Annotated in this window: 24 protein-coding genes; 9 read left to right on the top strand and 15 right to left on the bottom strand. The window is 70.1% G+C overall.

Going from position 1 to position 25,461, the window contains the following annotated elements:
• Positions 1–111: 111 nt before the first annotated feature.
• Entirely contained in the window at positions 112–1,338 is a 1,227-nt protein-coding gene (locus AB0M88_RS13040) for an MFS transporter (RefSeq protein WP_364099992.1), read from the bottom strand.
• A gap of 84 nt (positions 1,339–1,422) precedes the next feature.
• On the opposite strand from AB0M88_RS13040, the gene AB0M88_RS13035 reads away from it, so the two are divergent.
• Complete coding sequence (locus AB0M88_RS13035; RefSeq protein WP_364099989.1) at positions 1,423–2,034, top strand: TetR/AcrR family transcriptional regulator; 612 nt, start codon at positions 1,423–1,425, stop codon at positions 2,032–2,034.
• Positions 2,035–2,185: 151 nt separating this feature from the next.
• Here AB0M88_RS13035 and AB0M88_RS13030 read toward each other — a convergent pair whose 3' ends face one another.
• Together AB0M88_RS13030 and AB0M88_RS13025 are read right to left on the bottom strand one after the other, a co-directional pair.
• Entirely contained in the window at positions 2,186–4,012 is a 1,827-nt protein-coding gene (locus AB0M88_RS13030; RefSeq protein ID WP_364099986.1) for an MFS transporter, read from the bottom strand.
• A gap of 76 nt (positions 4,013–4,088) precedes the next feature.
• Positions 4,089–4,541 carry a MarR family transcriptional regulator gene (locus AB0M88_RS13025; protein ID WP_364099983.1) on the bottom strand — a complete coding sequence of 151 codons (453 nt, stop codon included), beginning with the start codon at positions 4,539–4,541 and terminating at the stop codon, positions 4,089–4,091.
• A gap of 162 nt (positions 4,542–4,703) precedes the next feature.
• Between AB0M88_RS13025 and AB0M88_RS13020 the strand changes: the two genes are divergently transcribed.
• Positions 4,704–5,597 carry a DUF4240 domain-containing protein gene (locus AB0M88_RS13020; RefSeq protein WP_364099980.1) on the top strand — a complete coding sequence of 298 codons (894 nt, stop codon included), beginning with the start codon at positions 4,704–4,706 and terminating at the stop codon, positions 5,595–5,597.
• Between the two features lie 12 nt (positions 5,598–5,609).
• On the opposite strand, the gene AB0M88_RS13015 is transcribed toward AB0M88_RS13020, so the two are convergent.
• From AB0M88_RS13015 to AB0M88_RS12970, 10 genes are all read right to left on the bottom strand, one after another.
• Positions 5,610–5,753 carry a DUF397 domain-containing protein gene (locus tag AB0M88_RS13015; RefSeq protein ID WP_364100004.1) on the bottom strand — a complete coding sequence of 48 codons (144 nt, stop codon included), beginning with the start codon at positions 5,751–5,753 and terminating at the stop codon, positions 5,610–5,612.
• A 1-nt stretch (position 5,754) separates the two neighbouring features.
• Positions 5,755–7,233 carry a plasmid pRiA4b ORF-3 family protein gene (locus AB0M88_RS13010; protein ID WP_364099977.1) on the bottom strand — a complete coding sequence of 493 codons (1,479 nt, stop codon included), beginning with the start codon at positions 7,231–7,233 and terminating at the stop codon, positions 5,755–5,757.
• A 43-nt stretch (positions 7,234–7,276) separates the two neighbouring features.
• Positions 7,277–7,627: a hypothetical protein gene (locus AB0M88_RS13005; protein WP_364099974.1), complete on the bottom strand. Its 351-nt coding sequence runs from the start codon at positions 7,625–7,627 to the stop codon at positions 7,277–7,279.
• Positions 7,628–7,647: 20 nt separating this feature from the next.
• Positions 7,648–7,881 (bottom strand): hypothetical protein, encoded by a 234-nt coding sequence (locus AB0M88_RS13000; protein WP_364099971.1) that lies wholly within the window; start codon positions 7,879–7,881, stop codon positions 7,648–7,650.
• Between the two features lie 29 nt (positions 7,882–7,910).
• A complete protein-coding gene (locus AB0M88_RS12995; protein ID WP_364099968.1) occupies positions 7,911–9,500 on the bottom strand; it encodes an APC family permease in 1,590 nt (529 codons plus the stop codon).
• A 43-nt stretch (positions 9,501–9,543) separates the two neighbouring features.
• Complete coding sequence (locus tag AB0M88_RS12990) at positions 9,544–10,533, bottom strand: zinc-dependent alcohol dehydrogenase family protein (protein ID WP_364099965.1); 990 nt, start codon at positions 10,531–10,533, stop codon at positions 9,544–9,546.
• Positions 10,530–11,345 carry a carbohydrate ABC transporter permease gene (locus AB0M88_RS12985; RefSeq protein WP_364099962.1) on the bottom strand — a complete coding sequence of 272 codons (816 nt, stop codon included), beginning with the start codon at positions 11,343–11,345 and terminating at the stop codon, positions 10,530–10,532. Before AB0M88_RS12985 ends, AB0M88_RS12990 begins: the two co-directional genes overlap by 4 nt.
• Complete coding sequence (locus tag AB0M88_RS12980; protein WP_364099959.1) at positions 11,342–12,271, bottom strand: sugar ABC transporter permease; 930 nt, start codon at positions 12,269–12,271, stop codon at positions 11,342–11,344. Before AB0M88_RS12980 ends, AB0M88_RS12985 begins: the two co-directional genes overlap by 4 nt.
• 6 nt (positions 12,272–12,277) lie before the next feature.
• Positions 12,278–13,612, bottom strand: coding sequence for a sugar ABC transporter substrate-binding protein (locus tag AB0M88_RS12975; protein WP_364099955.1), 1,335 nt, complete (start codon positions 13,610–13,612; stop codon positions 12,278–12,280).
• A 90-nt stretch (positions 13,613–13,702) separates the two neighbouring features.
• A complete protein-coding gene (locus tag AB0M88_RS12970) occupies positions 13,703–14,464 on the bottom strand; it encodes a DeoR/GlpR family DNA-binding transcription regulator (protein ID WP_364099952.1) in 762 nt (253 codons plus the stop codon).
• A gap of 261 nt (positions 14,465–14,725) precedes the next feature.
• On the opposite strand from AB0M88_RS12970, the gene AB0M88_RS12965 reads away from it, so the two are divergent.
• The 7 genes from AB0M88_RS12965 (at position 14,726) to AB0M88_RS12935 (ending at position 23,314) form a co-directional block, all read left to right on the top strand.
• Positions 14,726–16,960 (top strand): bifunctional diguanylate cyclase/phosphodiesterase, encoded by a 2,235-nt coding sequence (locus AB0M88_RS12965; RefSeq protein ID WP_364099949.1) that lies wholly within the window; start codon positions 14,726–14,728, stop codon positions 16,958–16,960.
• Positions 16,961–17,091: 131 nt separating this feature from the next.
• Positions 17,092–18,126, top strand: a complete 1,035-nt coding sequence (locus AB0M88_RS12960) for a glycosyltransferase (RefSeq protein WP_364099946.1) — start codon at positions 17,092–17,094, stop codon at positions 18,124–18,126.
• Between the two features lie 4 nt (positions 18,127–18,130).
• Positions 18,131–18,586: a GNAT family N-acetyltransferase gene (locus AB0M88_RS12955; protein ID WP_364099943.1), complete on the top strand. Its 456-nt coding sequence runs from the start codon at positions 18,131–18,133 to the stop codon at positions 18,584–18,586.
• Positions 18,579–19,607 carry a pseudaminic acid synthase gene (gene pseI, locus AB0M88_RS12950; RefSeq protein ID WP_364099940.1) on the top strand — a complete coding sequence of 343 codons (1,029 nt, stop codon included), beginning with the start codon at positions 18,579–18,581 and terminating at the stop codon, positions 19,605–19,607. The genes AB0M88_RS12955 and pseI overlap by 8 nt, the downstream gene beginning before the upstream one ends.
• A gap of 136 nt (positions 19,608–19,743) precedes the next feature.
• Complete coding sequence (locus tag AB0M88_RS12945; RefSeq protein WP_364099937.1) at positions 19,744–21,321, top strand: hypothetical protein; 1,578 nt, start codon at positions 19,744–19,746, stop codon at positions 21,319–21,321.
• Positions 21,273–22,277 (top strand): hypothetical protein, encoded by a 1,005-nt coding sequence (locus tag AB0M88_RS12940; RefSeq protein ID WP_364099934.1) that lies wholly within the window; start codon positions 21,273–21,275, stop codon positions 22,275–22,277. Before AB0M88_RS12945 ends, AB0M88_RS12940 begins: the two co-directional genes overlap by 49 nt.
• Positions 22,274–23,314 (top strand): hypothetical protein, encoded by a 1,041-nt coding sequence (locus tag AB0M88_RS12935; protein WP_364099931.1) that lies wholly within the window; start codon positions 22,274–22,276, stop codon positions 23,312–23,314. The genes AB0M88_RS12940 and AB0M88_RS12935 overlap by 4 nt, the downstream gene beginning before the upstream one ends.
• Positions 23,315–23,492: 178 nt before the next feature.
• Here AB0M88_RS12935 and AB0M88_RS12930 read toward each other — a convergent pair whose 3' ends face one another.
• Positions 23,493–24,137: a response regulator transcription factor gene (locus tag AB0M88_RS12930; RefSeq protein ID WP_364099928.1), complete on the bottom strand. Its 645-nt coding sequence runs from the start codon at positions 24,135–24,137 to the stop codon at positions 23,493–23,495.
• 28 nt (positions 24,138–24,165) lie between these two features.
• Positions 24,166–25,461 carry a sensor histidine kinase gene (locus AB0M88_RS12925; protein WP_364099925.1) on the bottom strand — a complete coding sequence of 432 codons (1,296 nt, stop codon included), beginning with the start codon at positions 25,459–25,461 and terminating at the stop codon, positions 24,166–24,168.

The following is a 25,461-nucleotide window of genomic DNA, read 5'->3' as shown; positions in this document are numbered from 1 at the left end:
CACTCATTTCTCTCCCTCCCAGTCTTTCGTGTCCGTTTCGCCCAAATCGGGGGCCGGGGGCCCGCCCCTGCCGGCCCGCCCCACGCCGGGGCGCCACGAAAGATGGCGGGTTCAGCGGGCCTTGCGAACCTGCTGGGCGACCACCGCGGCGGCTCCGAAGAAGGCCACCACCGTGCCGTAGACCAGCGCGGTCGGGTGCAGACCGGCCGAGGTGGCGGCGAAACCGGCGATCACCGCCGGCACGCTGAACGCGGTGTACGCGATCACCAGCGCGACCGCGAACAGCTCACCGCGCTCGTGCGGCGCGGCCAGCGTGGCCAGGGTGCCGAACTGGGCCAGCGCCGAGGCGCCGAACCCGATCCCGCTGAGCACCGTGCCCGCCGCGGCCAGCCAGATGTTCTCGAACTCGACGCCGAGCACGCTCACCACCGAGCCGACGGTCAGCAGCACGCCGGCCAGCGTCAGGACCCGCGCCGCGGGCACCTTGCGCAGGACGTACGAGGCGACCGCGCCCACGCCGGCGAGGAGCGTCACGACCAGGCCGCCGATCAGGTGGTTGGTGAGCCCGAAGACACTGGCCGCCACCGACGGGCCAAGCGACATGTAGAGCCCGGCGATCGCCCAGCCGGCGACGATGATCGGGGTCAGGGCGACCACGTCGGCGCGGATCCGGGCCGGGACGCCGAGCCGGGGACGCAGCGAGCCGGCGGCGCCGGGCTTGAGGGCCGAGGTCTCGGGGATGCGGGCGACGACCACGGCGGCCAGCGCCATGCCGACCAGCAGAAGTGCCCAGACGAGGTGGGTGGGCTCGGGGGCGTACTGCACGAGGGCACCGCAGCCGAGGGCGCCGATCGCCAGGCCGGAGGTCGGGGCGATGCCGTTGAGCAGCCCGGCGCGTCCGGGGGCGTGGGGCGGGTTGAGGTCGACCAGCGCGGCACCGAGGGTGGTCATCGCGGTGCCGGTGGCCACACCCTGCAGCAGCCGGGCCAGCAGCAGCACCGGCACGTTGCCGGCGGTCAGGAAGAGCACGAGCGAGATCACCTCGAGGGCGATCGCGGCGGCGAGCACCGGGCGGCGGCCGATGTGATCGGAGAGCGCGCCCAGCATGAGCAGCGCACCGATCAGGCCGGCGACGTAAACCGCGAAAACAACGGTGAGAGTTGTCGCGGAAAAGCCCCACAGGTGCTGGTAGACGACGTACAACGGGGAGGGGGCGGCCGACGCGGCGGCGAACGTGATGAAGATCGCGGCGATCGCGGCGAAGGCGACCGGGCGGGAAAGCCGTCGGTCGGAGCTGCGGGCGACGTCCGGCCGGGCCCTCTGGGCAACGGTGGTCATCTCGGGGTTCCTCCCGGTCAATTAGCCAGACAGGTCTGTCTGACTCCAAGACAGTAGACAGATCTGTCTGCTATCGTCAACCTCATGTCCGCTGCGTCACCTGCAACCACCCGGCCGAATTCCCCGCGCAGGGCGTCGGCCCGCGAGCGGCTCCTGGCCGCCGCCGACGAGCTGTTCTATGCCGAGGGCGTGCACACGGTCGGCATCGACCGCATCATCGAGCGCGCCGGCGTCGCCAAGGCCTCGCTCTACAGCTGCTTCGGCAGCAAGGACGAGCTGATCCGGGCCTACCTCGAAGGCCGGCACGAGATCCGGCGCAGCCGGCTGCTCGCCGGCCTGGAACGCCACGACGACCCACGCGACCGCCTGATCGGCGTGTTCGACGTGCTCGCCGACATGGCCTCCGACAACGGGTTCCGCGGCTGCGCGTTCTACAACGCGTCGGCCGAGTCTGCGCCCGGCGGCGTGGTCGACGAGGTCGCGACCGCCAACCGGGCCTGGACCCGGGGGCTCTTCACCGAACTGGCCCGCGACGCCGGCGCCCACGACCCGATCCTGCTCGCCGAGCAGCTCATGGTCCTCTACGACGGCGCGACCGCCGGGGCCCGCATGGACCGCCGGGCGGCGGCCGCCGTGACCGCCCGCGGCGTGGCCGCCTCACTGGTCGACGCCGCGATCGCGCCCACCTCCGCCTGAAGCCCGCGGGGGCCCGTCATCTCGGCCGCGCTCATCTCGGCGGGACCGGACGGGCGGCCCAGCTTCCGGCCGCCCCCGATCAGACCGCGCCTGGGACGGGCGATGGGGCCCGCCGAACCGGCGAGCCCCATCCAATCCTGTGCGGTAACGCCTACTTGGTCAGCGGCGCCGAGTCGTCCGGCACCTGATCACCCAGCGGTTCCGGGATCGCCGTCATCGGGGCGATCGGCACCGCGTCGGCCAGTTCGGCCTGCACCTCGGCCTCGTGGGCGACGAACTCGCCGGTCCGCTCGACCGCCGGCGACTCCCCTTCCGCCGGCTCGACCGGCTTGCGGGCCTTGACCAGCGAGGCCGCCGCGCCGACCAGGGCCATCGCGATCGCCAGCCAGAAGACGATCACCAGGCCGTCGTGGAACGGCTTCGAGATCAGCTGCGGGAAGAACTCCAGGCCGGTCAGCCGGTCGGAGTTGGCCTTCGGCAGCGCGCCGAGCACCTGCGGACCGAGCAGCTGGCCGATCGGGTTGAAGCCGAGGAACGCCGCGAACAGCGTGCCGACCGGCGGCAGCTGGGCGATCTGGTTGGCGGTCGCGGCCGGCACCCCCTGGCCGGTGAGGCCGGCGCTCAGGCTGCCCGGCAGCGAGTTGGCCAGCCCGGCCACCATCAGCGAGAAGAAGACGCCGATCGAGAGCACCATGCCCGAGTTTTGGAAGGTGGCCCGCATGCCGGAGGCGGCGCCGCGCATGTTGGCGGGAACGCTCGACATGACCAGCGACGTGTTCGGCGCCGCGAAGAGACCGCCGCCGAGGCCGTTGACGAAGATCAGGATGGCGAACAGCGGGTAGTTGAAGTTGCCCGGCAGCAGCAGGAGTCCGAAGAACGACGCCGCCATCACGACCAGGCCGCCGCTGGCGAACAGGCGCGGCCCGAACCGGTCGGACAGGTAGCCGGCGAGGGGACCCGCGACCAGGAAGCCGATGGTCATCGGCACCAGGTAGATGCCGGCCCAGAGCGGAGTCTTCTCGTACGTGTAGCCGTGCTGCGGCAGCCAGATGCCCTGCAGCCAGATGATGAGCATGAACTGCAGACCACCGCGGGCGATGCTGGCCAGCAGGTTGGCCGCGTTGCCGCTGGTGAAGGCCAGGTTCTTGAAGAGCCCGAGCGGGAACATCGGCTCGGCGACCCTGGTCTCGATGATGCCGAAGATCACGAGCACCGCCGCACCGCCGATCAGGCCGGTCAGCACCCACGGGTTGGTCCAGCCCATCGTGTGGCCACCGTACGGCTGAATGCCGTACGTGATCGCGGCGAGAAGGGCGGTGAGCCCGATCGCGAAGGTCGCGTTGCCCCACCAGTCGATCTTGGCCTTCCGGCGTACGCCGGTGTCGTGCAGCGAGCGGTACGCCCAGATCGTGCCGATCACGCCGACCGGAACGTTGACCCAGAAGATCGACCGCCAGTCCCACTCGGCGAGCACCCCGCCGAGCACCAGGCCGATGAACGAGCCGGCCAGCGCCGAGACGATGTTGACGCCGAGCGCCATGCCGCGCTGCCGGGTCGGGAACGCGTCGGTGATGATCGCGGCCGAGTTGGCCATCAGCATCGCGCCGCCGACCGCCTGCAGCACCCGCCAGCCGATCAGCCACAGCGCGCCGTCGCCGCCGCTGAACGGGTCGAGCGACAGAATGACCGAGCAGACGGTGAAGATCGCGAAGCCGGCGTTGTAGATCTTGACGCGGCCGTACATGTCACCGAGCCGGCCGAGGGTGACGACCAGCACCGCGGTCACCAGCATGTAACCCATGAGCATCCACAGCAGGTAGCTCACGTTGCCGGGCGACAGCGGGTCGACCTTGATGCCCTTGAAGATGGCGGGCAGCGAGATCAGCACGATGGAGGAGTTGATCGTCGCCAGCAGTGTGCCGAGCGTGGTGTTCGACAGCGCGATCCACTTGTAGCGCGGATGATCCACGGATAGCACGCGTAATACCCCCTTCTTGGGCAGCTCGGACCGGGCCCGCGTCGGCGCGGGCGGACGATCCGATGGTCAGGTCGGGTCAGGTCGTAGGTTGCTCGGCGACCAGGTCGCCGAGCCGCTCCAGCGCCGGCAGCGCCGCGACGATGGCGGCATGCTCAGCCGGAGTGAGGTCCTGCAGGAGCCCGGAGAGGGCCTGGGCCCGGCCCTCCCGGCGGCGGGCCACGGCGGCTCGCCCGGCCTCGGTGATGCTGACGACCACGGCGCGTCCGTCGGCCGGATCGCTGCTCCGCTCGGCGAGGCCCTCCTTCTCGAGGCGCGTCACCAGCTGCGTCATCGCGGGCTGGCTGATGCCCTCGGGGGTGTACAGCTCGCACAGCCGGTGAGGGCCGGACCGCTCGAGCCGGCGCAGCGTGGACGCGGCGGTGAGGCTCAGCTCTTCGCGCGGGGTGATGCGGCGGAGCGTCTCGAAGAAGCGCTCGAACCCGGCCGCGACAGCCGCGTCCTCGACCGGAAGCATCACTGACTGCTGCACAGGAGAATTTATATCACCTGCTTATAGAAGCAGGTTATCCACCGTGACGAAGCCCTCAACCCCTCAGAACGGGGTAACCGGCCGGTCATCACCCGGCAATTCGCCCGTACGTGCCGAGTCGCATTCCAGCCGGAGAGTGATCGCAATGTCACCATGCGGGGTATGGACGAGCAGACGTTCTGGGGCCTGGTCGACTCGATCGGCCGCGAACCGGCGGACTTCGACCGGCTAGCCGATCAGCTCTCCGACCACGGCGCCGCCGACATCCGGGACTTCGCCGACCACCTGGCGCGCGCACTGCACGCCCTCGACACCCCCGCGCATTTCCGCGCGGTGCAACGGTCCGGCGCATCGTTCCTGGGCGTACGCTGCGCGGCCGTCGCCGCCGGCGCCTCGGCGTACCGTCAGGTCTTGTCCGCACCGGACCGCCTGGCCGGATTCACCGACCGGCCCGCCGCCCAGCTGATGCCGATCGCCGAGCAGGCCTACCGCATCTCCACCCGCACCGACTGGCAGCACGAGCCGGCGGTCGACACCGGCACCGGCGCCAACACCGCCGCCTGGGGCAGCTCCTGGCTGCACCCGCACATGGGCACCACGACCGGCGAGGGCGACGCCCCACAGGACTACATGATCGCGCTCCAGCACGTCGCCCTGACCCTGAACGCCGACCCGGCCTGGCGCTCCTGGTGGCGCCGCTCCGGCCTGGCCGCCTGCGAACTGGGCATCGTCGCCGAAGGCAACCTCGACCACCTGCGCCCGAGCGCCGACATCCGCCGCCTCGACGACCGGCTGCGCGCGAACTTCACCTGCGCCCTCCCCCGCCGCGAGGAGACCGACCTGCCGGTCCGCGCGACCTCCGAGGTCCGGAGCATGTTCGAGGTCATCCGCCAGGCCATGTCGATGCCCGACCTCCCACCGACCCCACCGGTCCCCCGGCTCCCGGCCGACGTCCGCGCGGTCACGGTCACCACCAGGCCCCTTCCGGAGATCCCGGCCGACCTCGAGCCGCAGGGCTATCTCACCTTGGCCCAGATCCAGGAGTTCTTCGGCTGAAAGCCGGGCGCCTCAGGCGTCGAACTCGCCGTCCTTGACCCCGCCGACGAACGCCCGCCATTCATCGAGGGTGTAGACCAGAGGCGCCCGCGTCAGGTCCTTCGAATCCCGAACCCCACGAGCCCCGGCACACTGAAATTCGCCTCGACGCGTCAGGTCACCTCAGCCGGGCGAGGGCCTCGTTGATGGCGGCCTGGTCGAACCGGGCGGGCTGGAAGTCGTCCGCTGAGTCCAGGCCGAGCCACTCCAGGCGGTCCTGGTGTTCCGGGTGACTCGGGTCGGCCAGCACCGCGACCAGTTCTTCGTAGCCCCAGACGCCTCCGGAGTCCTCGGACGGTGCCGCCCGCCGCCCGTCGGTGCAGCGGGGATAGGTCACCTGCTCCCGGGTGGGCGTGTCCTCGAACACGATCTCGTGGAGCCAGTTGTCGCCGAAGTCGTAGAGATAGGTGAACATCTCCCCCGCCATTTGTTCCAGGGTTACCGACGCCTCCGAGCGGCCTTCGTCGCCGAATTCGCCGTACGGGGTCCGGAAGATGTGGAGGTGGCTGTCGTCCCAGCCGAACGCCACCTGAATGATCCGGTGCAGGCGGGCGAGCGTGGTGTCGGCCGGCAGTTCGAGGCGCCGCCAGATCGGCGGTTTCGCGCCTCGCAGGCTCACCTTGATCTGGTAGATCGGGGCCGGTCCGTCGGCCTTCTTCCGTTTCGGCTTCGGCGGCAGCTTCGCCTGTCCGAGCCGCTTGAGCCGGTTGTTCCCGGATTCCTCGGCTGCCTCGGCGATGTGGCCGATCGACTCGACCAGCGAGAAGTCGTCGGAGCCGTGCCGGGCCGGCGGGCGGGTCGGCTCGGGCAGCGTACGCATCCGTGACCGCAGCAGTTCCGCCAGAACGTCGTAGTCGGGTTTGTCGGAATCGTCGGGCTCTTCCGGCATCGGGCCGTCTTCCTCGTCGTGCACCGCCCGGGCGTCGAGCGCCCGCTCGATCTCCCACCGGAAGTCCTCCGGGGCGAGATCCTCGGCGACCACCTGGATGCCTTCCTTTTCGGCCTCGACCGGAGTCTGGGCCATGAACTCGTCCAGAACCTCGCCCGGCGCCAGCTGGATGTCGATCGCCGAGTGACAGTCGGTGTCATCGATCTTGACGACGAACGCCTGGGTGCGGCCCGCCCGCTCGAAGGAGCAGACCAGCATCGAGGCGGCGACCTCCTCGAACCGGAAGGCGCGAAACAGGTGGCCGGTCAAGGGTTCGCGCGTGGCCGCCGCCCACCTCGGCTCGGGCATCCCGGCCTGGGCCAGCTGCTCGACCGCCGCGGCGGTGGCCGGCGAGCCGCGTACGGCGTCGAGCTCCAGCAGCAGGGCGAAGGCCTGCGGGGTGGCCGCCGTGATCAGCGACGGCACGACCTCGTCGGCGGTGATCGGTGCCGCGGCGAAGAACAGCGCGGCGAGCAGTTCCGCCTCGGTCGGATCGTCGACCTCGGCCAGCTCACCCATGCCGCCCAGCAGGTCGTCGAACATCTCCGCCGGATCGAATTCCTCGCCGGTGCAGGCCGGGCAATTACACGGCTCAGGCTCGACATAGGCCGGAACTGCCCGCACCACCCGAGCGGTGGCACCCTTACGACGACGACTGACCGGGCTCATGTCGCCATCCTGCCGCAAATCCCGGGGCGGCCAGCCATCGCCTTCACCCATTCGGTGCGCGCACCTGGAGGCCGGCCGCCACGACGTAGTAGTCGCGCTTGTCGCCGAGCAGCTCGTAGCGGCGGTACGCACCCTGGGGTCCGGCGTCGACGACGGCGGTCGGCCGCATGTGGGCGCCGGCGACCTCGAACTCCTGGACGTCGTGGAAGACCAGGCGGCCCAGGATCATGCGGTGGTCCGACGTGATCGCCCGGAGCCAGAGGCCGTCGCCGTCGAGCGTGAGCGGCAGCACGGCGTCTTCCAGCGGCCCGAGCGTGGGTCCCTGGAACGTCTTGGCGTCGGGTGTGTAGTCGCGCTCGGTGATCTGCCAGGCGAACGCGCCCCAGGGGACCACGAAGTCGCCGCTGGGCAGCGTCAGGTAGTCGTGCCGGGCCGCTCGTCGACGACCGGCTGGAACGGGCGCTCCGAGCGGGGCCATCCGGCGGGCCGGGCGGGCCGGGGCGTGAGCAGCGCTTCCGCCTCGGCGTCGGTCAGCGCGCCCTCCGGGTCCCAGCCCGACCACCCGGCGAGCGGCCGCAGCCGGTCGAGCTCGATCTCGAACGCGTGGTGCAGCATGATGACCAGCCGGACGACACTGTCTTTCTTCATGTGGGCCCCCGCGCTCGTCCCGTAAGGCGTCAATCTCTAACGCGCTCGGGGCGGTGGGCGCCAGGTTCCCGTGGTTTTCGGGGCCGGGGGATTTTCGGGCTGACCACGACCGGGGCGCCGCCGTGGCCGATGCCGGCGTAGATCGCCGGGCGGGTCGCGCGGAGCATCGCCGCGTGCAGGAGGCCGATCAGGGCGACCGCGCCGAGCGCGGCCGGCACGATCCAGATCAGGTTGTCCGACGCTCGGATGCTCAGCAGGGCCGGCAGGTTACGGAAGGCCAGGTAGCACAGCACCCCGAGGGACACAGTGGACAGAATGGGCGCGATGAAGCGGGCCATGACACCGTCGGCCCGGGCGTTCGGGACGCGGTTGAGGTGCAGCAGGGCGGCGAGCGAGGTCGCCAGCAGCAGCACCAGGATGCCGAGGCCGCCGAGGGCGGTGAGGCGGCGGGCGAGCACGCCGGGTGCGTCGACGCCGGCCAGGACCGCGGCGCCGAGCGCCGCGCCGGTGAGAACGGTCTGGGTGAGCGATGCGGCGCGCGGTGCGGACGTACGCCGGGACGCCCGGCCGAGCACTCGCGGGAAGATCTGTTCGCGGCCGAGGGCGAACAGGTAACGCGCGATCGTCGCCTGCAGCGCGACCATCGCCCCGAGCAGCCCGGTGACCAGCACGATCCGGCCCAGCGTCACCGCCCACGGCGCGAGCCGGGCCGACGCCAGGTCGAACACCATCTCCGAGCCTCGCGTGTCGGCCAGCGCGCCGACCCGGTCCGGTCCCGCCCCGGCCGCGAGCGCCCACGCCGGCACGGCCAGGAGCAGCGTGAAGCAGATGACCACCGCGTACGTCGCCCGGCCCGCGTCCCGGCGCGGCCGGGTCGTCTCCTCGGCAAAGACCCCGGTGGTTTCGAAGCCGACGAAGGCGAGCGCGCCGAACGCCAGGAGCAGGCCGAGCACCGGCCGGTCGATCGCCGCCGGGTGGCCGGGGAGGATCGCCGTGCGGGTGAGGTGGTCGCCGGCCGGGTGGATGAGGTCGGCCGCGGCGAAGCCGGAGAGGACCGCCGCCTCGGCGACCACGATCACCGCGAGCAGGACGCCGAGGGCGCGGACGCGTGCGGTGCCGGCGATCGCGACCAGGAACCAGCCGGCGGCGGCCACGGCCCACCACGGCTCGTGGAGGCCGAACCAGTTCCCGAGCATTGGCGCCGCGGCCGCTCCGACGATGCCGTAGAGGCCGGCCTGGAGTGCGGTGTACGAGAGCAGCGCGACCCAGGCCGCGCCGAGCCCGGCCGGGCGGCCGAGACCGCGGGCGATGCACGCGTACAGGGCGCCGGCGAACGGGGCGCGGTCGGCCATCGCGGCGTAACCGGCCGAGAAGAGCAGGAGCACGACGGCGAGCGCGACGAAGGTGAGCGGGACCAGCGGACCCCCGCCGCGGGCGTACGCGGCGGGGACCACGGTGATCAGGACGGCCAGGGGCGCGGTCGCGCCGAGTGCCGAGACGAGGACGGAGGCCGGACCGATCCGATCTGAGGCGAGCGTGGGCGGTGAATCCTCGGCGTTGTCCACCGGTCCATTGAGCGTGACCGGCAAGAGAAGAGACAACCGGGTGTGACCATTCATTCACTGATCGTGGATAAAGATGGCACAAACCCATGTCTACCAGCTAAGGCTCTATGAGGATCTTTCGGCCCACACCGGCTCGGAACTGGCCCAGCGCCTCGGCGTACGAGGTCAGAGGGAACCGGTGACTGACGAAGATCGATGGGTCGAGGACGCCCGCGGCGAGAAGCTGCCCGGCCCGGTCGAAGCTGTGCAGCACCGCCATCGAGCCGGTGATGGTGATCTCGCGGCGATAGATCTCGTACGGCTCGATCGCCACCCGCGCGTCGTACGCCGCGACCCCGAACTGCAGGAAGGTGCCTCCTCGTCCGACCCGCTGGAGACCGTCGCGAATCGCCGCCTCCACGCCCGTACAGTCGATGACCACGTCGAAGCCTCGCGGCGCCTCGATCTCCTCGGCCGAGGTCACGGCGGCGGAGCAGCCGATCCGGCGGGCCGTTTCGAGGCGCGCCGGGTTGAGGTCCACGATGGACACCGACTCGGCGCCCGCCCGCTTGGCCAGCGAGAGCATCATCAGCCCCATCGTGCCCGAGCCGTAGATCAGATAGGTCGAGGCCATGGCTCGGGGCAGCACGTCGAACCCGCGGACCGCGCACGAGAGCGGCTCGATCAGAGCCGCGTCGCGCGCCGCCAGATGAGCGGGGAGCTTGAACAGGTTGGCCATCGGGGCGGCGACGTATTCGGCGGCCGCCCCGGCGGCGGTCACCCCGATCGCCGCCCAGTTCTCGCACTGGTTGCCCCGCGCCCGTTTGCAGTAATAGCAGTGTCCGCAGTAGAGGGACGGGTCGACTGCCACCTGGTCGCCGACCGCGTAGCCGGTGACCCCGGAGCCGACCGCGACGATCTCGCCGGCGAACTCGTGGCCCGGCACGATCGGATAGGCCGGGGCGAACTCGCCGTCCATGATGTGCAGGTCGGTGCCGCAGATCCCGGTCGCGGCCGGCCTGACCACCACCTCGGTGGGACCGGGCGCCGGGTCCGGCACCTGTTCGACGGCGATCGTCCCCGGGGTGGTGACGACGGCTGCTTTCACTTGACGGCTCCCATCGAGAGGCCGCGGACCAGCTTGTTCTGAGCGAGCCAGCCCGCTATCAGCACCGGCAGCGACACCAGCGTCGCGGCCGCGCAGAGCTTGGCCAGGAACAGCCCCTCGGAGGTGATGAAGCCGACCAGGAAGATCGGCGCGGTGCCGGCGTTCGTCGCGGTCAGGTTAACCGCGAGGAAGAACTCGTTCCAGGCGAAAATGAAGCAGATCAGTGCGGTAGCCGCCAATCCCGGCGAAACGATCGGAAGGATGATCTTCCGGATCGAGGTCGTCAGCCCGGCGCCGTCCACCTCGCCGGCCTCGAGCACCTCGCGCGGCACCTCGAGCAGGAACGAGCGCATCATCCAGACCGCGAGCGGCAGGTTCATCGACGTGTAGAGGATGACCATGGTCCAGACGTTGTCGAGCATGTGCAGCTGCTTGGCCAGCAGATAGACCGGCAACAGGGCGGCCACAGCCGGCATCATCTTGGTGCTGATGAAGAAGAACAGCGTGTCCGTCCACTTGCGTACCGGGCGGATCGAGAGCGCGTACGCGGCCGGGGTGGCGAGCGCGATCACCAGCACGGTCGAGAAGATCGCCGCCATCAGCGAATTGAGCAGGAACGGCAGGATGTTGCGGTCGAAGACCTCGTGATAGTGCGACAGGGTCGGCTTGAAGACCCAGGTCGGCGGGTTACTGGCGGCGTCCTGCTCCTGCTTGAAGCTGGTCAGCACCATCCAGATCACCGGAAACACGAAGACGATCCCGGCCACCCACGCGACCACGCCCCAGACCGTGTTGCTCAGGCGCTTGTTCACCGGCTCTCCTCCATCTTGAAGAGGCTGGAGATGACCCGCAGCGCGAAGGTCGCCACGATGATCGTCAGGACCACCACGACGACGCCGGCCGCGGACGCCTCGCCGTACTCGAACTTGCGGAACGTGGTCAGGTAGATCTCGTACGGCAGGTTCGTGGTCGCCGTGCCGGGACCGCCCTGGGTGATGCTGAAGACCGCGTCGAACGTGTTGACCAGGTAGATCGAGCCGAGGAGCCCGCCCAGTTCGAGGTATTGGCGCAGATGCGGCAGCGTCATCCGGCGGAAGATCTGGAACGCGTTGGCCCCGTCGACCCGCGCCGCCTCCAGCACCTCGTTCGACTGCGACTGCAGCCCGGCCAGCAGGATCAGCATCATGAACGGCGTCCACTGCCAGACCAGCGTCGTGATCACCGCGGCCTTCGGGTACGACGAGATCCAGTCGGTCTGACCGCCGAGCAGCCCGTTGATCAGACCGTACGCCGGGTTGAAGATCGCGTGCTTCCAGAGCAGCGCGGCCGCGATCGGCATGACCAGGAACGGCGTGATCAGCAGGGTACGCACGACCGACCGCCCGATGAACTTGCGGTCGAGCAGCAGGGCCAGCCCGAGCCCGATGATCATCGAGCAGATCACCGCGCCGGCGGTCAGCAACACCGTGTTGAGCAGCGCCGCCCGCAGCCGCGAGTCGGAGAGCACGGTGCCGTAGTTCGACAGCCCGACGAAGTCGTGCTTGCCCGGCCGCAGCGCGTTCCAGCTCAGCGTGGACAGGTAGAGCGTGTAGAGGAACGGGATCTGGGTGACGACGACGGCGAAGATCAGGGCGGGCAACAGTGGTGCGCGGCGTACCCAGCGTTCTTTGGCTGCGCCCCGGGCGGGCCGGACGGGCGGCTGGGTCCGCTCGTCCGGCCGGGCGACCATGGTGGTCATCGCCGTTTACTTGCCCTTGTAGTTCTTGGCCACGGCCTCGGCCTGTTGCTGGCCGTCGTCCAGCGCCTTGTCGACCGTCGTGCTGCCGGCTATCGAGGCGCTCACCTCCTGCGACACCTTGGTGCCGAGGTCGGCGAACTCGGGGATGCCGACGTACTGGACGCCGAGCGCGGGCCGCGGCTGCAGACCGGGGTTCTGCGGGTTGGCGTGCTCGATCGAGCCGAGCGTGACGTCGGCGAACGCCTTGGCCGAGTCCTTGTACTGCGGGATCGAGTACGTCGAGGTGCGCTTGCCGGACGGGACCCGCGACCAGCCGAGCTTGGAGCCGACCAGCTGCTCGTAGTCCTTACTGGTCGCCCAGGAGATGAACTTCCAGGCCGCCTCGGCCTTCTTGGTGGTCTTCGGCATCACCCACGACCAGGTCCAGAGCCAGCCCGAGTAGTCGGTCTTCTCGACCGGGGCGTAGACGTAGCCGACGTGGCCGGCGACCTTGCTGGCGTTCGGGTCCTCGAGCGTGCCGGCGGCCGACGTGGCGTCGTACCACATGGCGGCCTTGCCCTGGCCGAAGGTGTTCAGGCACTCGGTGAAGCCGGACTGCGGGGCACCCGACTCGCCGTACTTCTTGACCAGGTCGACGTAGAACTGGGTGGCCTGCTTGAACTCGGGTGCGTTGACCTTGGGCGTCCAGTCCTTGTCGAACCAGGTGCCGCCGTACGTGTTGACGACCGTGGTCAGCGGGGCGAACAGCTCACCCCAGCCGGGCAGCCCGCGCAGGCAGATGCCGGCCACGCCCTTGCCCTTGTCGTTGAGCTTGGCCGCGAACCCGGCGACCTGGTCCCAGGTCGGGTGCTCGGGCATGGTCAGGCCCTTGGCCGCGAACAGGTCCTTGTTGTACATGAGGAACGACGACTCGCCGTAGAACGGGGCGCCGTACATTTTGCCGTCGTCGCCGGTCAGCGCGGCCACCATCGGCTTGAGCAGGTCGCCGGTGTCATAACCGGCGTCGGCGTTGGCCTTGTCGGAGAGCTGCTGGAGCCAGCCGTTCTTGGCCCAGATCGGCACCTCGTAGGCGCCGACCGTGGCCACGTCGTACTGGCCGCCCTGGTTGGCCACGTCCTGGGTGACCTTGTCGCGCAGTTCGTTCTCCGGGAGGATCGTGAACTTGACCTTGATTCCGGTCTGCTTGGTGAAGTTGTCGGCGGTCAGCTTCTGGATGTCCTCCATCTGCGGGTTGCCGACCATGAGCGCGGTGATGGTCTGGTCATCGGAGCCGCCGGAGCCGCTGCCGGTCGACCCGGCACCGGAACAGCCCGCGGTCAGCAGCAGCAGACCGGCGGCCACCAGTGCTAGCTTCTTTGGCCTGAGTTTTTTGGGCATGGTGGAACCTCCGTTTTATGGAAAACGGCGAATGGATCGGGTGCGAGAGAGCGGTTAGACCCGGATGACCGACGGCCCGAGCCGGGAATAGCGTTGCGCCTCGGACGCCGGCAATGCGGTGTCCGTGACCAGGGACTCGAAATCGGAAACCTCGGCGAATTTGCAGAACGTGCGCACGCCGAATTTGGTGTGAATGCCGGCGAAGACCCGGCGTCGTGCGGAGCGGACCGCGTGCGATTTCACGTCGGCGACCGCCGGGTCGGGGGTGGTGAGCCCGGCCTCCCGGGAGATGCCGTTGGCGCCGACGAAGGCGAGGTCGATGACGAAGCCGGCCAGCATGGCGCTCGCCCAGTGGTCGACGGTGGCCAGGGTGCGGCCCCGCACCCGGCCGCCGAGCAGCAGAACCGTGGCCGGGCTGGAGGTCGCCAGCCAGGCCGCGGTGTGCAGGGAAGCGGTGACGACGGTCAGCGGCCGGTCGGTCGGGAGCGCCTCGGCGATGAGCTGCGGGGTGAATCCCTCGTCGATGAAGATGGTCTCGGCGTCACCGATGAGGGCGGCCGCGGCGGCCGCGATCCGGCGTTTTTCGGGAACGCCGCGCGTGGTCCGGATGGCGAGGTCGGTCTCGAATTTCGCGGTCTCCACCGGATATGCCCCGCCGTGCGTGCGCCGGAGGAGTCCGTGCTTTTCGAGCAGCCGCAGATCGCGGCGAATCGTCTCGGCCGAGACATTCAGTTCCGCGGCGAGTTTCGCGACGTCGACCTCGCCCTGCTGACGGGCCAAGGCGACGATCTGGTGCTGCCTCTCGTCCGCATTCATCCCCGCCCCCTCGCTCGATCAACCGACGACTATTTTTAACACCGGAGAAACCTGTGGCCCCCATCACAAGGTAGGCGAGTTTGTTGTTTACTTGCCCGCTTCGATGCCTGTCGAGCTCGCCACGAACCATGATCAAACCGGCCGGAACTCGCAAATTGCGTGCCCGTTTGGCCGAAAAATCTGACCGCTTCATGCCCGCGGTGTGGCCTCCGGGCGTCCCCTTTTGCTCAAGTGCCCGAGCGGGCGGCCGATTGGCCCGGCGTGCTAGCGACCCAGCAACTCACCGAGTTCCTGTCCGTGGTGGCCGACCGGCCCGGCGGACCGGCCGCTCAGCATGCCGCCGTGGAGTGCGCGGCCCGGGCCCTCGACGCCGACATCGCGGTGCTGATGATGGACGAGGGCGTCGTGGCCGCCTACGGCATCGCCGCCGAGGACGTACCGGCGTACGCGATCAGCGAGATCCTCTCCGGAAGCCGGGCCACCCTGGAGATCGGCGGCCGGCGGCACGCCGCCACCGTGGCGACGATCGACGGCGACCCGGCCGGAGTGCTGGTGCTCGGCCGGCAGTCGGCGCCGTTCACCGCCGAGGAGATCTGCCTGCTGCGCGGCCTCGCCCGGGTGCTCGAACTGAGCCTGCGCACCCTGCAGACCACCGAGTCGGAACGCCGGTACGCCCGCGAGAACGACCGCCTCCTCGACTTCCTGCACCAGCGCCAGCGCCTGTTCGAGCAGCTCACCGACGTGCAGCGGGCGATCGCCCGGCGGGCGCCGCTCGACCAGATCTTCGACACCGTCACGGTCAGCCTGCGCGGCCTGCTCGACGTCGACATGTGCTGCCTCAACCTACTCGACCGGGACGACCCGAGCCGGGGCAGCATGACCGCGTTCACCGGGGTGCCGGTGGAGACCGCGGTCCGCCTGCAGCACCTGCCGCTGCCCTCGGCCGGCGTCTCCGGGCTGGCGATCCTGGGCGACGAGCTGACGATGGTCACCGACTACGCGGCCTCCCCGATCGCGATGCCGTCGATGAGCGCGCACCGGCTGGCCTCGGTGATGGCCACCCCGGTGCACGAGAACGGCGTGGTGGTGGGCAGCCTGACCGTCGGCACCTATGGCCGGACCCGGGAATGGGACAAGCCGGCCCAGGAGGTGCTCAAGGCGTACGCCGAGCACGTCAGCCTGGCGCTGACCGACGCACGCACCCTGGAGGCGATGAACCAGGCCTTCCACGACTCGCTGACCGGGCTGGCCAGCCGCGCCCTCTTCCTGACCCGGATGGAGGAGCAACTGGCCGCCGGCAGCCTGGCCGTGCTCTTCGTCGACCTGGACCGCTTCAAGGTCATCAACGACTCGCTCGGGCACGCGGCGGGCGACCGGCTGCTCGTCGAGGTGGCCGACCGGATCCGGGCCTGCCTGCGGGACCAGGACACCGCGGCCCGGCTGGGCGGCGACGAGTTCGCGGTGCTGCTGCCCGGGATCGGCGGGGCGGACGAGGCCAAGCCGATCGCCGACCGGATCCTGGCGTCGCTGCGCGAGCCGTTCCAGCTGCAGAGCGGGGCCGGCGAGTCGTACATCAGCTCGAGCATCGGGGTGGCGTTCAGCGAGGCGGCCGAGCACGACGCCCAGGAGCTGATGGTCCACGCCGACCTGGCCATGTACCAGGCCAAGAAGCAGGGCAAGGACCGGGTCGAGCTGTTCGCGCCGGAGATGGAGGAGGTTTTCCAGGCGACCATCGCGATGGAGGCCGACCTGCGCCGGGCGGTCGTACGCCACGAGTTCGAGCTGCGCTACCAGCCGATCGTGCACCTGCGGACGCGCGAGATCACCGGGGTCGAGGCACTGATCCGCTGGCGGCACCCGGAGATGGGCATCATCCCGCCGCTCGACTTCATCCCGCTGGCCGAGGAGACCGGCATGATCGTGCCGATCGGCGAGTGGGTGCTGCGCGAGGCGTGTGCCCGGGTCGCCGAGTGGAACCAGCAGCGACCGGGGAATCCGCTCTCGGTCAGCGTCAACATCTCGGCCGTCCAGCTCGAGCAGAGCAACCTGCCCGAGATGGTCCGGGCGATCCTCGACGAGACCGGCCTGCCGCCGTACAGCCTGGTGCTCGAGCTGACCGAGTCGCTGATGGTCGACCACCGGCCGGAGACGCTGCGCCAACTCGAGGCGCTGAAGGCGCTCGGCACCCGGCTGGCGATCGACGACTTCGGGACCGGCTACTCCTCGCTCGCCTATCTGCGGCAGTTCCCGGTCGACATCATCAAGATCGACAAGTCGTTCGTCGACGACGTGGTCGACGAGCCGACCGCGGCCGCGCTCACCCACGGGATCATCCAGCTCGGGCAGGCGCTTCAGCTCTCCACGGTGGCCGAGGGGATCGAGCACGCCGGGCAGCTCAGCTCGCTCGCCGGCGGCAACTGCGAGCTCGGCCAGGGTTATTACTTCGCGGAGCCTTTGACCGGTGCCGCGCTGCATGAGATGTTGTTCCCCGAATAGGGGAATCTGACCGCTTTAATCCGATTTTCACGGAACCGACCGCAACCTGGACGACGTGAATTGGACTAGCTCGCGTCCGTCCTTAAATCCGAGTTTGCCTCCGCTTCACCGAAGGGGCAGAGGTTAGCGCGATGGTCACCTTGAGCGTCGTGGTGCCCGTGCATGCCGTCGAGCGCTACCTGGTCCAGTGCCTCGACTCCATCCGGGCCGGCCTCACCGCCGCGGAGAACGCGTCGGTCGAGGTCATCGCCATCGACGACGCCTCGCCGGACCGCAGCGGGGCGATGCTCGACGCGTATCCCGGGATCAAGGTCGTCCACCTCCCGCAGAACGTCGGCCTGGGCCTGGCCCGCAACGCCGGGCTGGCCGCGGCGACCGGTGACTACGTCTGGTTCGTCGACAGCGACGACTGGCTGCCCGCGGGATCGGTGAGCGCCGTCCTGGGCACCCTGGCCCAGAGCCGCCCCGACGTGCTGCTCGTGGACCACCTGCGCGCTCACGAGGACGGCCGGATGGAGGTCGACGCCAGCTCGCCCCTGCTGGCCGGACCGGTGACCACCGAACGCATGCTCGGCGTCCAGCACACGGCCTGGAACCGCATCGTCTCGCGCGACTTCCTGCTCCGCAACGACCTGCGCTTCGGCCCCGGGTGGTACGAGGACGTCCCGTTCAGCCACCCGGTCGTGCTCGCCGCCGACCGCCTGGCCGTGCTGAACCGGGTCTGCTACCACTACCGCATCGGCCGGCCCGGCGCGATCACCTCGACCCGCAGCGACCGCCACTTCGAGGCCTTCGAGCAGTACGACAACCTCCAGCAGTGGATGGGCACGCGCGAGGTCGACCCGGCCCTCAAGATCAAACTATTCAGCCTCATGATCAGCCATCTGCTGGTCGTGGTCGGCAACGAAGGCCGGATGCATCCGAGTCGGCGCCGGCCCTTCTTCCACCGCCTCGCTGAGCTGTACCGCCGGCACCGTCCGGCCGGTTACGCCGCGCCGAGCGGCTCGAAGGGCCTCAAGCACCGGCTCGTCGCACTGGACAGCTACCCGCTGTATGCCCTGCTCAGGCTCGGCTACCGGGTCAGCCGTGGCACCGAACGGCCACCCCTCGTTTCGACGGAAGTTCCGTATTCGATACCGCGGCCTCAGCCGGCGTCCATACTTTGACGCGGTGCTGAGACCCGCCCTCGAATCCGAACGCGACCTGGTCCTCCCCTGGCGCAATCACCCCGCCGTGCGCGCGGTCAGCATGACCACGCACGAGATCCAACCGGCGGAGCATGCCGCCTGGTGGGCGAAGAACTGGCCGGCCGTCCTCATCTTCGAAGACGAGGGAACGCCGGCCGGTGTGGTGATTTTCAACGGCGAGACGTGGGCGTTCTACCTCGACGTCGAAGGGCTGGGGCGGCGCATGCTGCCCGCCTGGATGCGGCTGGAGAAAGAGGCGATCGAGTACGCGTTCACCACCCTGGGCCTGGACCGCCTCGGCGGCGAGACCCTGGAGGAGAACAAGCAGGTCCTGGCCCTGCATCGACGCTTCGGTTTCCGGGAGATCCGACGTTACGAGCGCTCCGTCGACGGCATCATGAAAACCGTCGTGGTGACGGAGAAAGGCAGAAATGACTAAGTTCGGACCCGATAAGCGGCCGTACATCGTCGCGGAGATGTCGGGCAACCACAACGGATCGCTCGACCGCGCGCTGGCCCTGGTGGACGCCGCGGCCGACGCCGGAGCGGACGCCATCAAGATCCAGACCTATACCGCCGACACGATGACGGTGGACGTCAAGCATCCCCGCTTCCAGATCTCCAAGGGCCACGAGCTGTGGGGTGATCAATACCTCTACCAGCTCTTCGAGAAGGCCCACACCCCGTGGGACTGGCACCAGCCGATCTTCGAGCGGGCCCGTGAGCGGGGCATCACGCCGTTCTCCAGCCCGTTCGACCGCACCGCGATCGAGCTGCTGGAGAAGCTGGACGCGCCGATGTACAAGATCGCGTCCTCGGAGATCACCGACCTGCCGCTGATCCGGATGGCCGCGAGCACCGGCAAGCCGATGATCATCTCGACCGGCATGGCTTCGGTCAAGGAGATCGCGGCCGCGGTCGAGGCCGCGCAGGGGGCCGGCTCCCCCGACGTGACCGTGCTCAGCTGCACCGCCTCCTACCCGGCCCCGCCGGAGGAGACCAACCTGCGGCGCATCCCGGTGCTGGCCCAGATGCTCGAGCTGCCGATCGGGCTCAGCGACCACACGCTGGGCATCGGCGTGCCGATCGCCGCGGTCGCGTACGGCGCCTGCCTGATCGAGAAGCACGTGACCCTCGACCGGGGCGACGGCGGCGTCGACTCGGCGTTCTCGCTCGAGCCGCACGAGGTCAAGCTGCTGCGCGAGGAGTCGGAGCGGGCCTGGCAGGCGCTCGGCACCACGCACATCGGACCGACCGAGGCCGAGAAGGAGAGCCTGCGGTTCCGCCGGTCGCTCTACGTGGTGGCCGACGTCAAGGCCGGCGACCCGGTGACCGAGGAGAACGTCCGCTCGATCCGCCCGACCGGCGGACTCGAGCCCGACGCGATCGGCACGGTGCTCGGGCGTACCTTCGTCGGTGACGCGGCCAAGGGCACGCCGCTGACCTGGGATCTGATCTAGGCGGCCCTCGGTGCCGGGGCCTCGGCCCCGGCACCGAGAGTTAACCCTCCGCTTGCCCGGCGGCAACCAAGCTCTCAGCCGCTGTCCGTACGGTTGCGCGCTCCCCCCGTTTGATGAGGAAAGGCACGAAGTCACCGTGTGGCTCATTGCGAACCCCAAGGAACTGCAGGTGTTCCTGGAGTCGGCGACCGTCTACTGGGAAAAGAACCTCCCCCGGCCGACCGACGACGCGGTCATCCTGGTCGAGGCCTTCCACCAGGACATTCGCGTGACCCTGCGGAACCTGGCGTTCGCGAACGCCATCCGCAAGATCCGTCCGGCCCGGATGATCGTATTCACCGGCGTCGAGGCGGCCTGGCGAAAGACCCTGTGGACCGCCTTCGACATCGGGCTGGTCCGGCAGATCGCCGAGGCGTTCGGCGCGTCCGAGACGATCGACGTCTGGGACATCGTGCGCGGCAGCGCCCCCGGGCCGGTCGACGAGGTGGTCACCGACTACGCCAACGCGACCTACTGCCGCCTGGCCAAGGTGCCGCGGCTCCCGGCCGACTATCAGAGCCGGGCCGATTACCGGCAGCGCCTGGCGTACGCGGCGACGCTCAAACACTTCTACGAGCAGCAGATGGAACAGAACGTGGTCGCGCTGGTCACCAGCCACGTCGACTACGACCAGTGGGGGCTGGCGGTCGAGGCGGCCCGCGACCACGACGTGCCGATCATCCACACCCAGCAGACCGGGTGCTTCAAGGCGTACGGCCTGTTCCCCGAGAACGACACCCACACCGGCACCTTCCGCGAGGAGCTGACCCGCCAGATCGGCGACACCTTCGAGCGTCAGGTGTGGGCGCGGCGCGACCAGCTGCGCGACGCGGCCGAGCTGATCGCCTGGCGGTCCAAGGTCAACCTGGGCCGGCCGAGCTGGTGGCGGGGCGGCGCGACCGCGTCGGTCGACCTCAACAACCCGGACGAGCGCAAGCAGCTGCGCCGCAGCGCGGTGACCCGGCTCGGCTTCAGTGCCGACCGCCCGATCGTCACCGTCTTCAACCACGCGGTCAGCGACGCCCTGGGCACCAACCGGGAGCTGTTCGACAGCCTGGCCGACTGGTTCGCCGACACCGCGGCCTGGGCGGCCAAGCACCGTGAGGCCCAGTGGCTGTTCCTCGAGCACCCGAGCCAGGCGCTCTACGACTCGACCGGCTTCTTCAACTCGCTGGCCAAGCAGTACAAGAAGGAAGATCACATCGTCTTCCGGCCGAGCACCGCGTTCAGCAAGAACGCGCTGTGGAGCCTCACCGACCTCGGCGTCACGGTCCGCGGCAGCGTCAGCAACGAGCTCCCGGCGTACGGCATCCCGGTGATCCAGGCCGGCTGGTCGGAGTGGAGCTCGTGCGGGCTCTCCACCGTGGTCGACGACCAGGAGCAGTACTTCAAGACGCTCGAGCAGAGCATCAACCAGATCCGCGAGGGCGTCGACCTGGTCACGCCCGAGCAGGTCGAGCGGGCCCGGCTCTGGCTGTGGCTCTACCGCAGCGGCACCGACGTCGTCACGCCGGTGGTGCCGCAGTGGGAGGTCTGGCCGGCCGACGTGCTGCTCAAGGCGGTCAGGGCGACGTTCCGGCACATCGAGAGCGACGCCGACCCGCTGTTCGAGACCGTCGAGCGCATGTGGAACCGGCACGAGCCGATGCTGACCCGGACGGACTGGTCGGCATGATCGGCTCCTACTTCGCCACGAAGTTCGACGAGCCCCGCCACACCCTGGAGCTGCCGGTCGAGGTGACCAGCGGCCGCGACGAGGGCCTCATCATCGTCGACCAGGTCATCCGCGGCACCGCGATCGTCGGCCGGGCGACCGGTGACTTCGGCGCGGTGGCGCTCAAGGTGCAGGGCACCGGCAAGCCGGTCCACGTGACGATCACCATCCAGCTCGACGACATGAGCACCCGCTGGTGGTCGGACAGGGTGCGGCCGCCCCGGCTGACCCCGGAACGCCCGCGGCTGGTGCTGGTGCGCGCCCAGGGCGACCTCAAGGGCGCCGCCCTGCTGGCCCGCCGGCAGGCCTGGCGGCGGGCGTCCAACTCGATCGTCGAGATCGGCTTCGACCTGACCGCCGACGAACTCGACCGCGACGGCCTGCTGGTCGTCGAGCTGGCCGAGGCGCCGCGCCCGTCCTGGGTCGAGGGCCGGTTGTCCCGGCAGTCAGCGCTGGGCCTGCGGATCGACCGGATCACGGTGCGCGAGCAGGGCGACGGCGAGCCGGTGCGGTTCGCCTACCGGCAGACCGGCTGCGACCTGGCCCTGCTGCCGCCGGACGGGCCGAGCGCGTTCCGCCTCGACGTCAACACGGTCGAATACGCGCCGCCCCTGCCGCGCACCCCGACCGGCAAGATCACCAGGCGTACGCCGGCCCGGGCGGTCTTCAAAGCCGGCCGCATGGCCCGCCGCGTGGCGGTCAGCGCCGGCTCCCGGGTCAATCCGGACCGGCCGGGCAGCAGCCTGGGCGTGCTGGCGGCCGACCTGAGCACCGGTGAGCCGGTCGACGTCGCGATCGTCGCCCGGCGACCGGGCAGCGTCGACGTCGAGCTCGACCCGCGGCCCGGGGTGCCGGTCCTGGTCGGTCTGGACACCGCCCATCCGGGCGTCTCGTGCCGGGTGGTGACCCCGCGATGACCCATCGCCCGGCGCTCACCACCGACGCCGACGACAACCGCCGGGTGCTCCAGGAGACGCTGGACTCCGCCCTCGGCGGTGAGCTGGAGGTGCCGCGCGGCGAGTGGACGATCACCGACGGCCTGCGGGTGCCGGCCGGCTGGACGCTCCGCGGCGCCGAGACGGTCGACCCGGCCGCCGAGGCCCCGGCCAGCACGCTGGTGTCGGCCGGCCGCACCGGCCATCCGGTCCTGCACGTGCTCGGCTCCGACGTGGCGATCAGCGATCTCGGCCTGAAGCCGCCGCCCGCCGACCCGGGCGAGCACGGCGGCGACCGCGGCACCGCGATCACCATCGGCGACTACCTCTACGCCTCGATGCCGGAGTGGATCCAGCGGGTCGACGTCCGCCGGGTCTACGTCGCGCGGCCCGGCGAGCGGCACGCCAACTGCGTCGCGATCATGGGTGCGGTCCGGGAGATCACCGTGCACGACGTGCTGGTCCGCGGCGGCTACACGGCCGTGGCGGTGCACTGGGGTGCGGTCGGGGCGGACGTCTCGTCGATCGTCGGGCCGACCTTCCACCCGCACCAGCTCTCCCTCACCGACATCCGGGTGCGGGACGCGGTCGAGGGCTTCTACCTCAGCTCGGTCCACGACGTACGCGTCGGCGGCGCCTGCCTGCGCGACGTCGAGATGGGCTTCCGCCTGCTGCCCGGCGACAACACCAACCGCTTCGTGCCGTCGGCCTACACCGGCGACACCCCGTCGGCCAGCCTGGCCGTCGACATCGGCTCCCGGATCGAGATCGCGGACTGCTGCGTGGCCTGGAACGGGCCGCGCTACGGCGTGCGGGTCGCCGGCTGGGGCCGCAGCGAGGTCGACGGCGTGGTCAGCGTCCTGACCTACCGGGACGCGCTGATCCGCGACTGCACGATCAACGGGACCGGCAGCGGCGACTCCTGGTCACCGATCGTGGTCGAGCAGGCGGCGGGAGTCGAGCTCCGGTCGGTCCTGACCGGCTCCCGGGCGGACGGAAAGTGCTGCTCACTGGGTTGAATCGGGGACCGGCGGCGCGGCTGGCAAGATCAAAGCCTACAGTGGACGCAGACACCACTCCTCTGTCCTGGCGAAACTTGCCCCCGGCACCGCTACCCAAGCGCGGTCGCCTACGCCAGGACGCATGACGCGGCCGGGACGAGCGCCGCCACGCCCGTCCCGGCCGCCCATGCACGTATTACGGGTGCAGATAAGCCAGGACGGCCAGCACGCGCCGGTGCTGCTCCTCGTCCTGGTGCAGGTCGAGCTTGGTGAAGATGTTGCGCACGTGCTTCTCGACCGCACCCTCGGTGACCACCAGTTTGCGGGCGATCGCGGTGTTGGACAGGCCCTCGGCCATCCGCTCGAGCACCTCGCGCTCGCGCGGCGTGAGGTTGCGCAACGGGTCGTCGCGGCGCCGCCGCACCAGCAACTGGCTGACCACCTCGGGGTCGAGCACCGTGCCGCCGTCGGCCACCCGGGTCAGCCCGTCGAGGAAGTCGGCGACCTGGGCGACCCGGTCCTTGAGCAGATAGCCGACCGCGCCACGCCGGTCGGCCAGCAGATCGTCGGCGTATGACACCTCGACATACTGAGAGAGCACCAGGATCGGGGTGCCGGGCACCAGGGAGCGGGCCTCGACGGCCGCCCGCAGGCCCTCGTCGGTGTGCGAGGGCGGCATGCGCACGTCCACGATGGACACGTCCGGCTTGTGCTCGACCACCGCGCGGACGAGAGAAGGCCCGTCGCCGACGGCCTCCACCACCGTGTGGCCGTTCTCTTCGACGAGCCTGATCAGGCCCTCGCGCAGAAGCACCGCATCATCGGCAATCACGACCCGCATGCCGCCATGCTGTCAGATGACGGCCCGCTCAGAGTGGCAGGGCGGCCGTGATCGTCGTTCCCAGCCCGTCCGGGCTCTCCAGCGAGAGCACCCCGCCGGCCGCCCGCACCCGGTCGTCGAGCCCGGCGAGCCCGTGACCCTTGGCCAGGCTGGCCCCGCCGACCCCGTCGTCGCTGACCGCGACGAGCAGGCCGGTGGCGAGCCGCTGCACGCTGACGTGCACCTCGCTGGCCCGGCTGTGCTTGGCGACGTTGGTCAGCGACTCGGCGACCACGAAGTAGGCGGTCGACTCGACGGCCGGGTCGAGGCGGTCGATGAGCGGCGCGTCGAGGTCGACCGGGATCGTGCAACGGCCGGCCAGGGCGGTCAGCGCGGCCTGGAGGCCCCGGTCGACCAGAATCGGCGGGGCGATGCCCCGGGACAGCGCCCGCAGCTCGTCGAGCGTCTCGCGGGTCTGGGTGAGCGCCTCGGCCAGCGTCGCCCGGGCCGCCTCGGGGTTGGTGGCGAACTGCTGCTCGGCCCGGCCGAGATCCATCGCCAGGCGGACCAGCCGCTGCTGGGGGCCGTCGTGGATGTCGCGCTCGAGCTTGCGCAGCGCGGTCGCCTCGGCCGAGACCGCGGCCGCCTTCTGCGCCTGGGCCATCTCGCGGGCCGCGTTGGCCTCGACGACCTGGGTGCGCAGCTCGTGGACCCCGCTGAGCAGGGCCCGGGCGAAGAGCGCCTCGAGCAGCGTCACGCCGCGCACGACCGGATAGAGCGTCAGCGCGAAAAAGGCGCCGATGACCAGGTAGAACACGACGGACGTGGTGTAGTCGCCCTGCAGGCCGAGCAGTTCCGGCAGGCCCTCGTTGCCCTCTCCGAGGGTGGCCCAGCCCCACAGCGACCAGCTGAGGCCACCCAGCGCGATGCTCCACCACACGACGGTGAAGGCGAAGGCGATCGTGCTCGGGATGAAGCGGAAGGCACCGTGCACCAGGTCGAGCCAGGCCTGCCCGTCGGTGAGCGGAGTGATCATGCGCCGCACCCAGCCGGCTTCTCTGCGCTTCTTGTAGTACGGATGCGGCATGTCGCGGTGGAGCACCGGACGGATGCGGGCCCGCTCGATGGTGGCGAAGCCTCGCGCCATCATCAGCGTGGCCGGCATGATCACGATGCCGATCCAGATCACCGTCGTGCCGAGGCCGAGGAAGAAGAAGGGCAGAAGGAGCGCGACGGTGAGGATGCCGAGTGGGAACCCGAGCAGCGCGTATTGCGTGTCGATCCCGAGCTGGCGGAGCATCCGCAGGGGCCGGCTGGGAGCGTAGTCGGCGTAGATGGTGGTCAT

The organism is Actinoplanes sp. NPDC051411, assembly GCF_040682075.1.
In the GTDB taxonomy this organism is placed as follows: domain Bacteria; phylum Actinomycetota; class Actinomycetes; order Mycobacteriales; family Micromonosporaceae; genus Actinoplanes.
This window is presented reverse-complemented; position numbering and strand designations above follow the sequence as displayed.

Bases quoted from the DNA above. Each gene is read 5' to 3' on its own strand.
- pseI (WP_364099940.1), top strand. From the start codon at position 18,579: ATGACTAAGTTCGGACCCGATAAGCGGCCGTACATCGTCGCGGAGATG.
- AB0M88_RS12995 (WP_364099968.1), bottom strand. From the start codon at position 9,500: ATGAATGGTCACACCCGGTTGTCTCTTCTCTTGCCGGTCACGCTCAAT.
- AB0M88_RS12930 (WP_364099928.1), bottom strand. From the start codon at position 24,137: ATGCGGGTCGTGATTGCCGATGATGCGGTGCTTCTGCGCGAGGGCCTG.
- AB0M88_RS12925 (WP_364099925.1), bottom strand. From the start codon at position 25,461: ATGACCACCATCTACGCCGACTACGCTCCCAGCCGGCCCCTGCGGATG.
- AB0M88_RS12935 (WP_364099931.1), top strand. From the start codon at position 22,274: ATGACCCATCGCCCGGCGCTCACCACCGACGCCGACGACAACCGCCGG.
- AB0M88_RS13000 (WP_364099971.1), bottom strand. From the start codon at position 7,881: ATGAAGAAAGACAGTGTCGTCCGGCTGGTCATCATGCTGCACCACGCG.
- AB0M88_RS13035 (WP_364099989.1), top strand. From the start codon at position 1,423: ATGTCCGCTGCGTCACCTGCAACCACCCGGCCGAATTCCCCGCGCAGG.
- AB0M88_RS13020 (WP_364099980.1), top strand. From the start codon at position 4,704: ATGGACGAGCAGACGTTCTGGGGCCTGGTCGACTCGATCGGCCGCGAA.
- AB0M88_RS12980 (WP_364099959.1), bottom strand. From the start codon at position 12,271: ATGACCACCATGGTCGCCCGGCCGGACGAGCGGACCCAGCCGCCCGTC.
- AB0M88_RS12970 (WP_364099952.1), bottom strand. From the start codon at position 14,464: ATGAATGCGGACGAGAGGCAGCACCAGATCGTCGCCTTGGCCCGTCAG.
- AB0M88_RS13010 (WP_364099977.1), bottom strand. From the start codon at position 7,233: ATGAGCCCGGTCAGTCGTCGTCGTAAGGGTGCCACCGCTCGGGTGGTG.
- AB0M88_RS12960 (WP_364099946.1), top strand. From the start codon at position 17,092: ATGGTCACCTTGAGCGTCGTGGTGCCCGTGCATGCCGTCGAGCGCTAC.
- AB0M88_RS13040 (WP_364099992.1), bottom strand. From the start codon at position 1,338: ATGACCACCGTTGCCCAGAGGGCCCGGCCGGACGTCGCCCGCAGCTCC.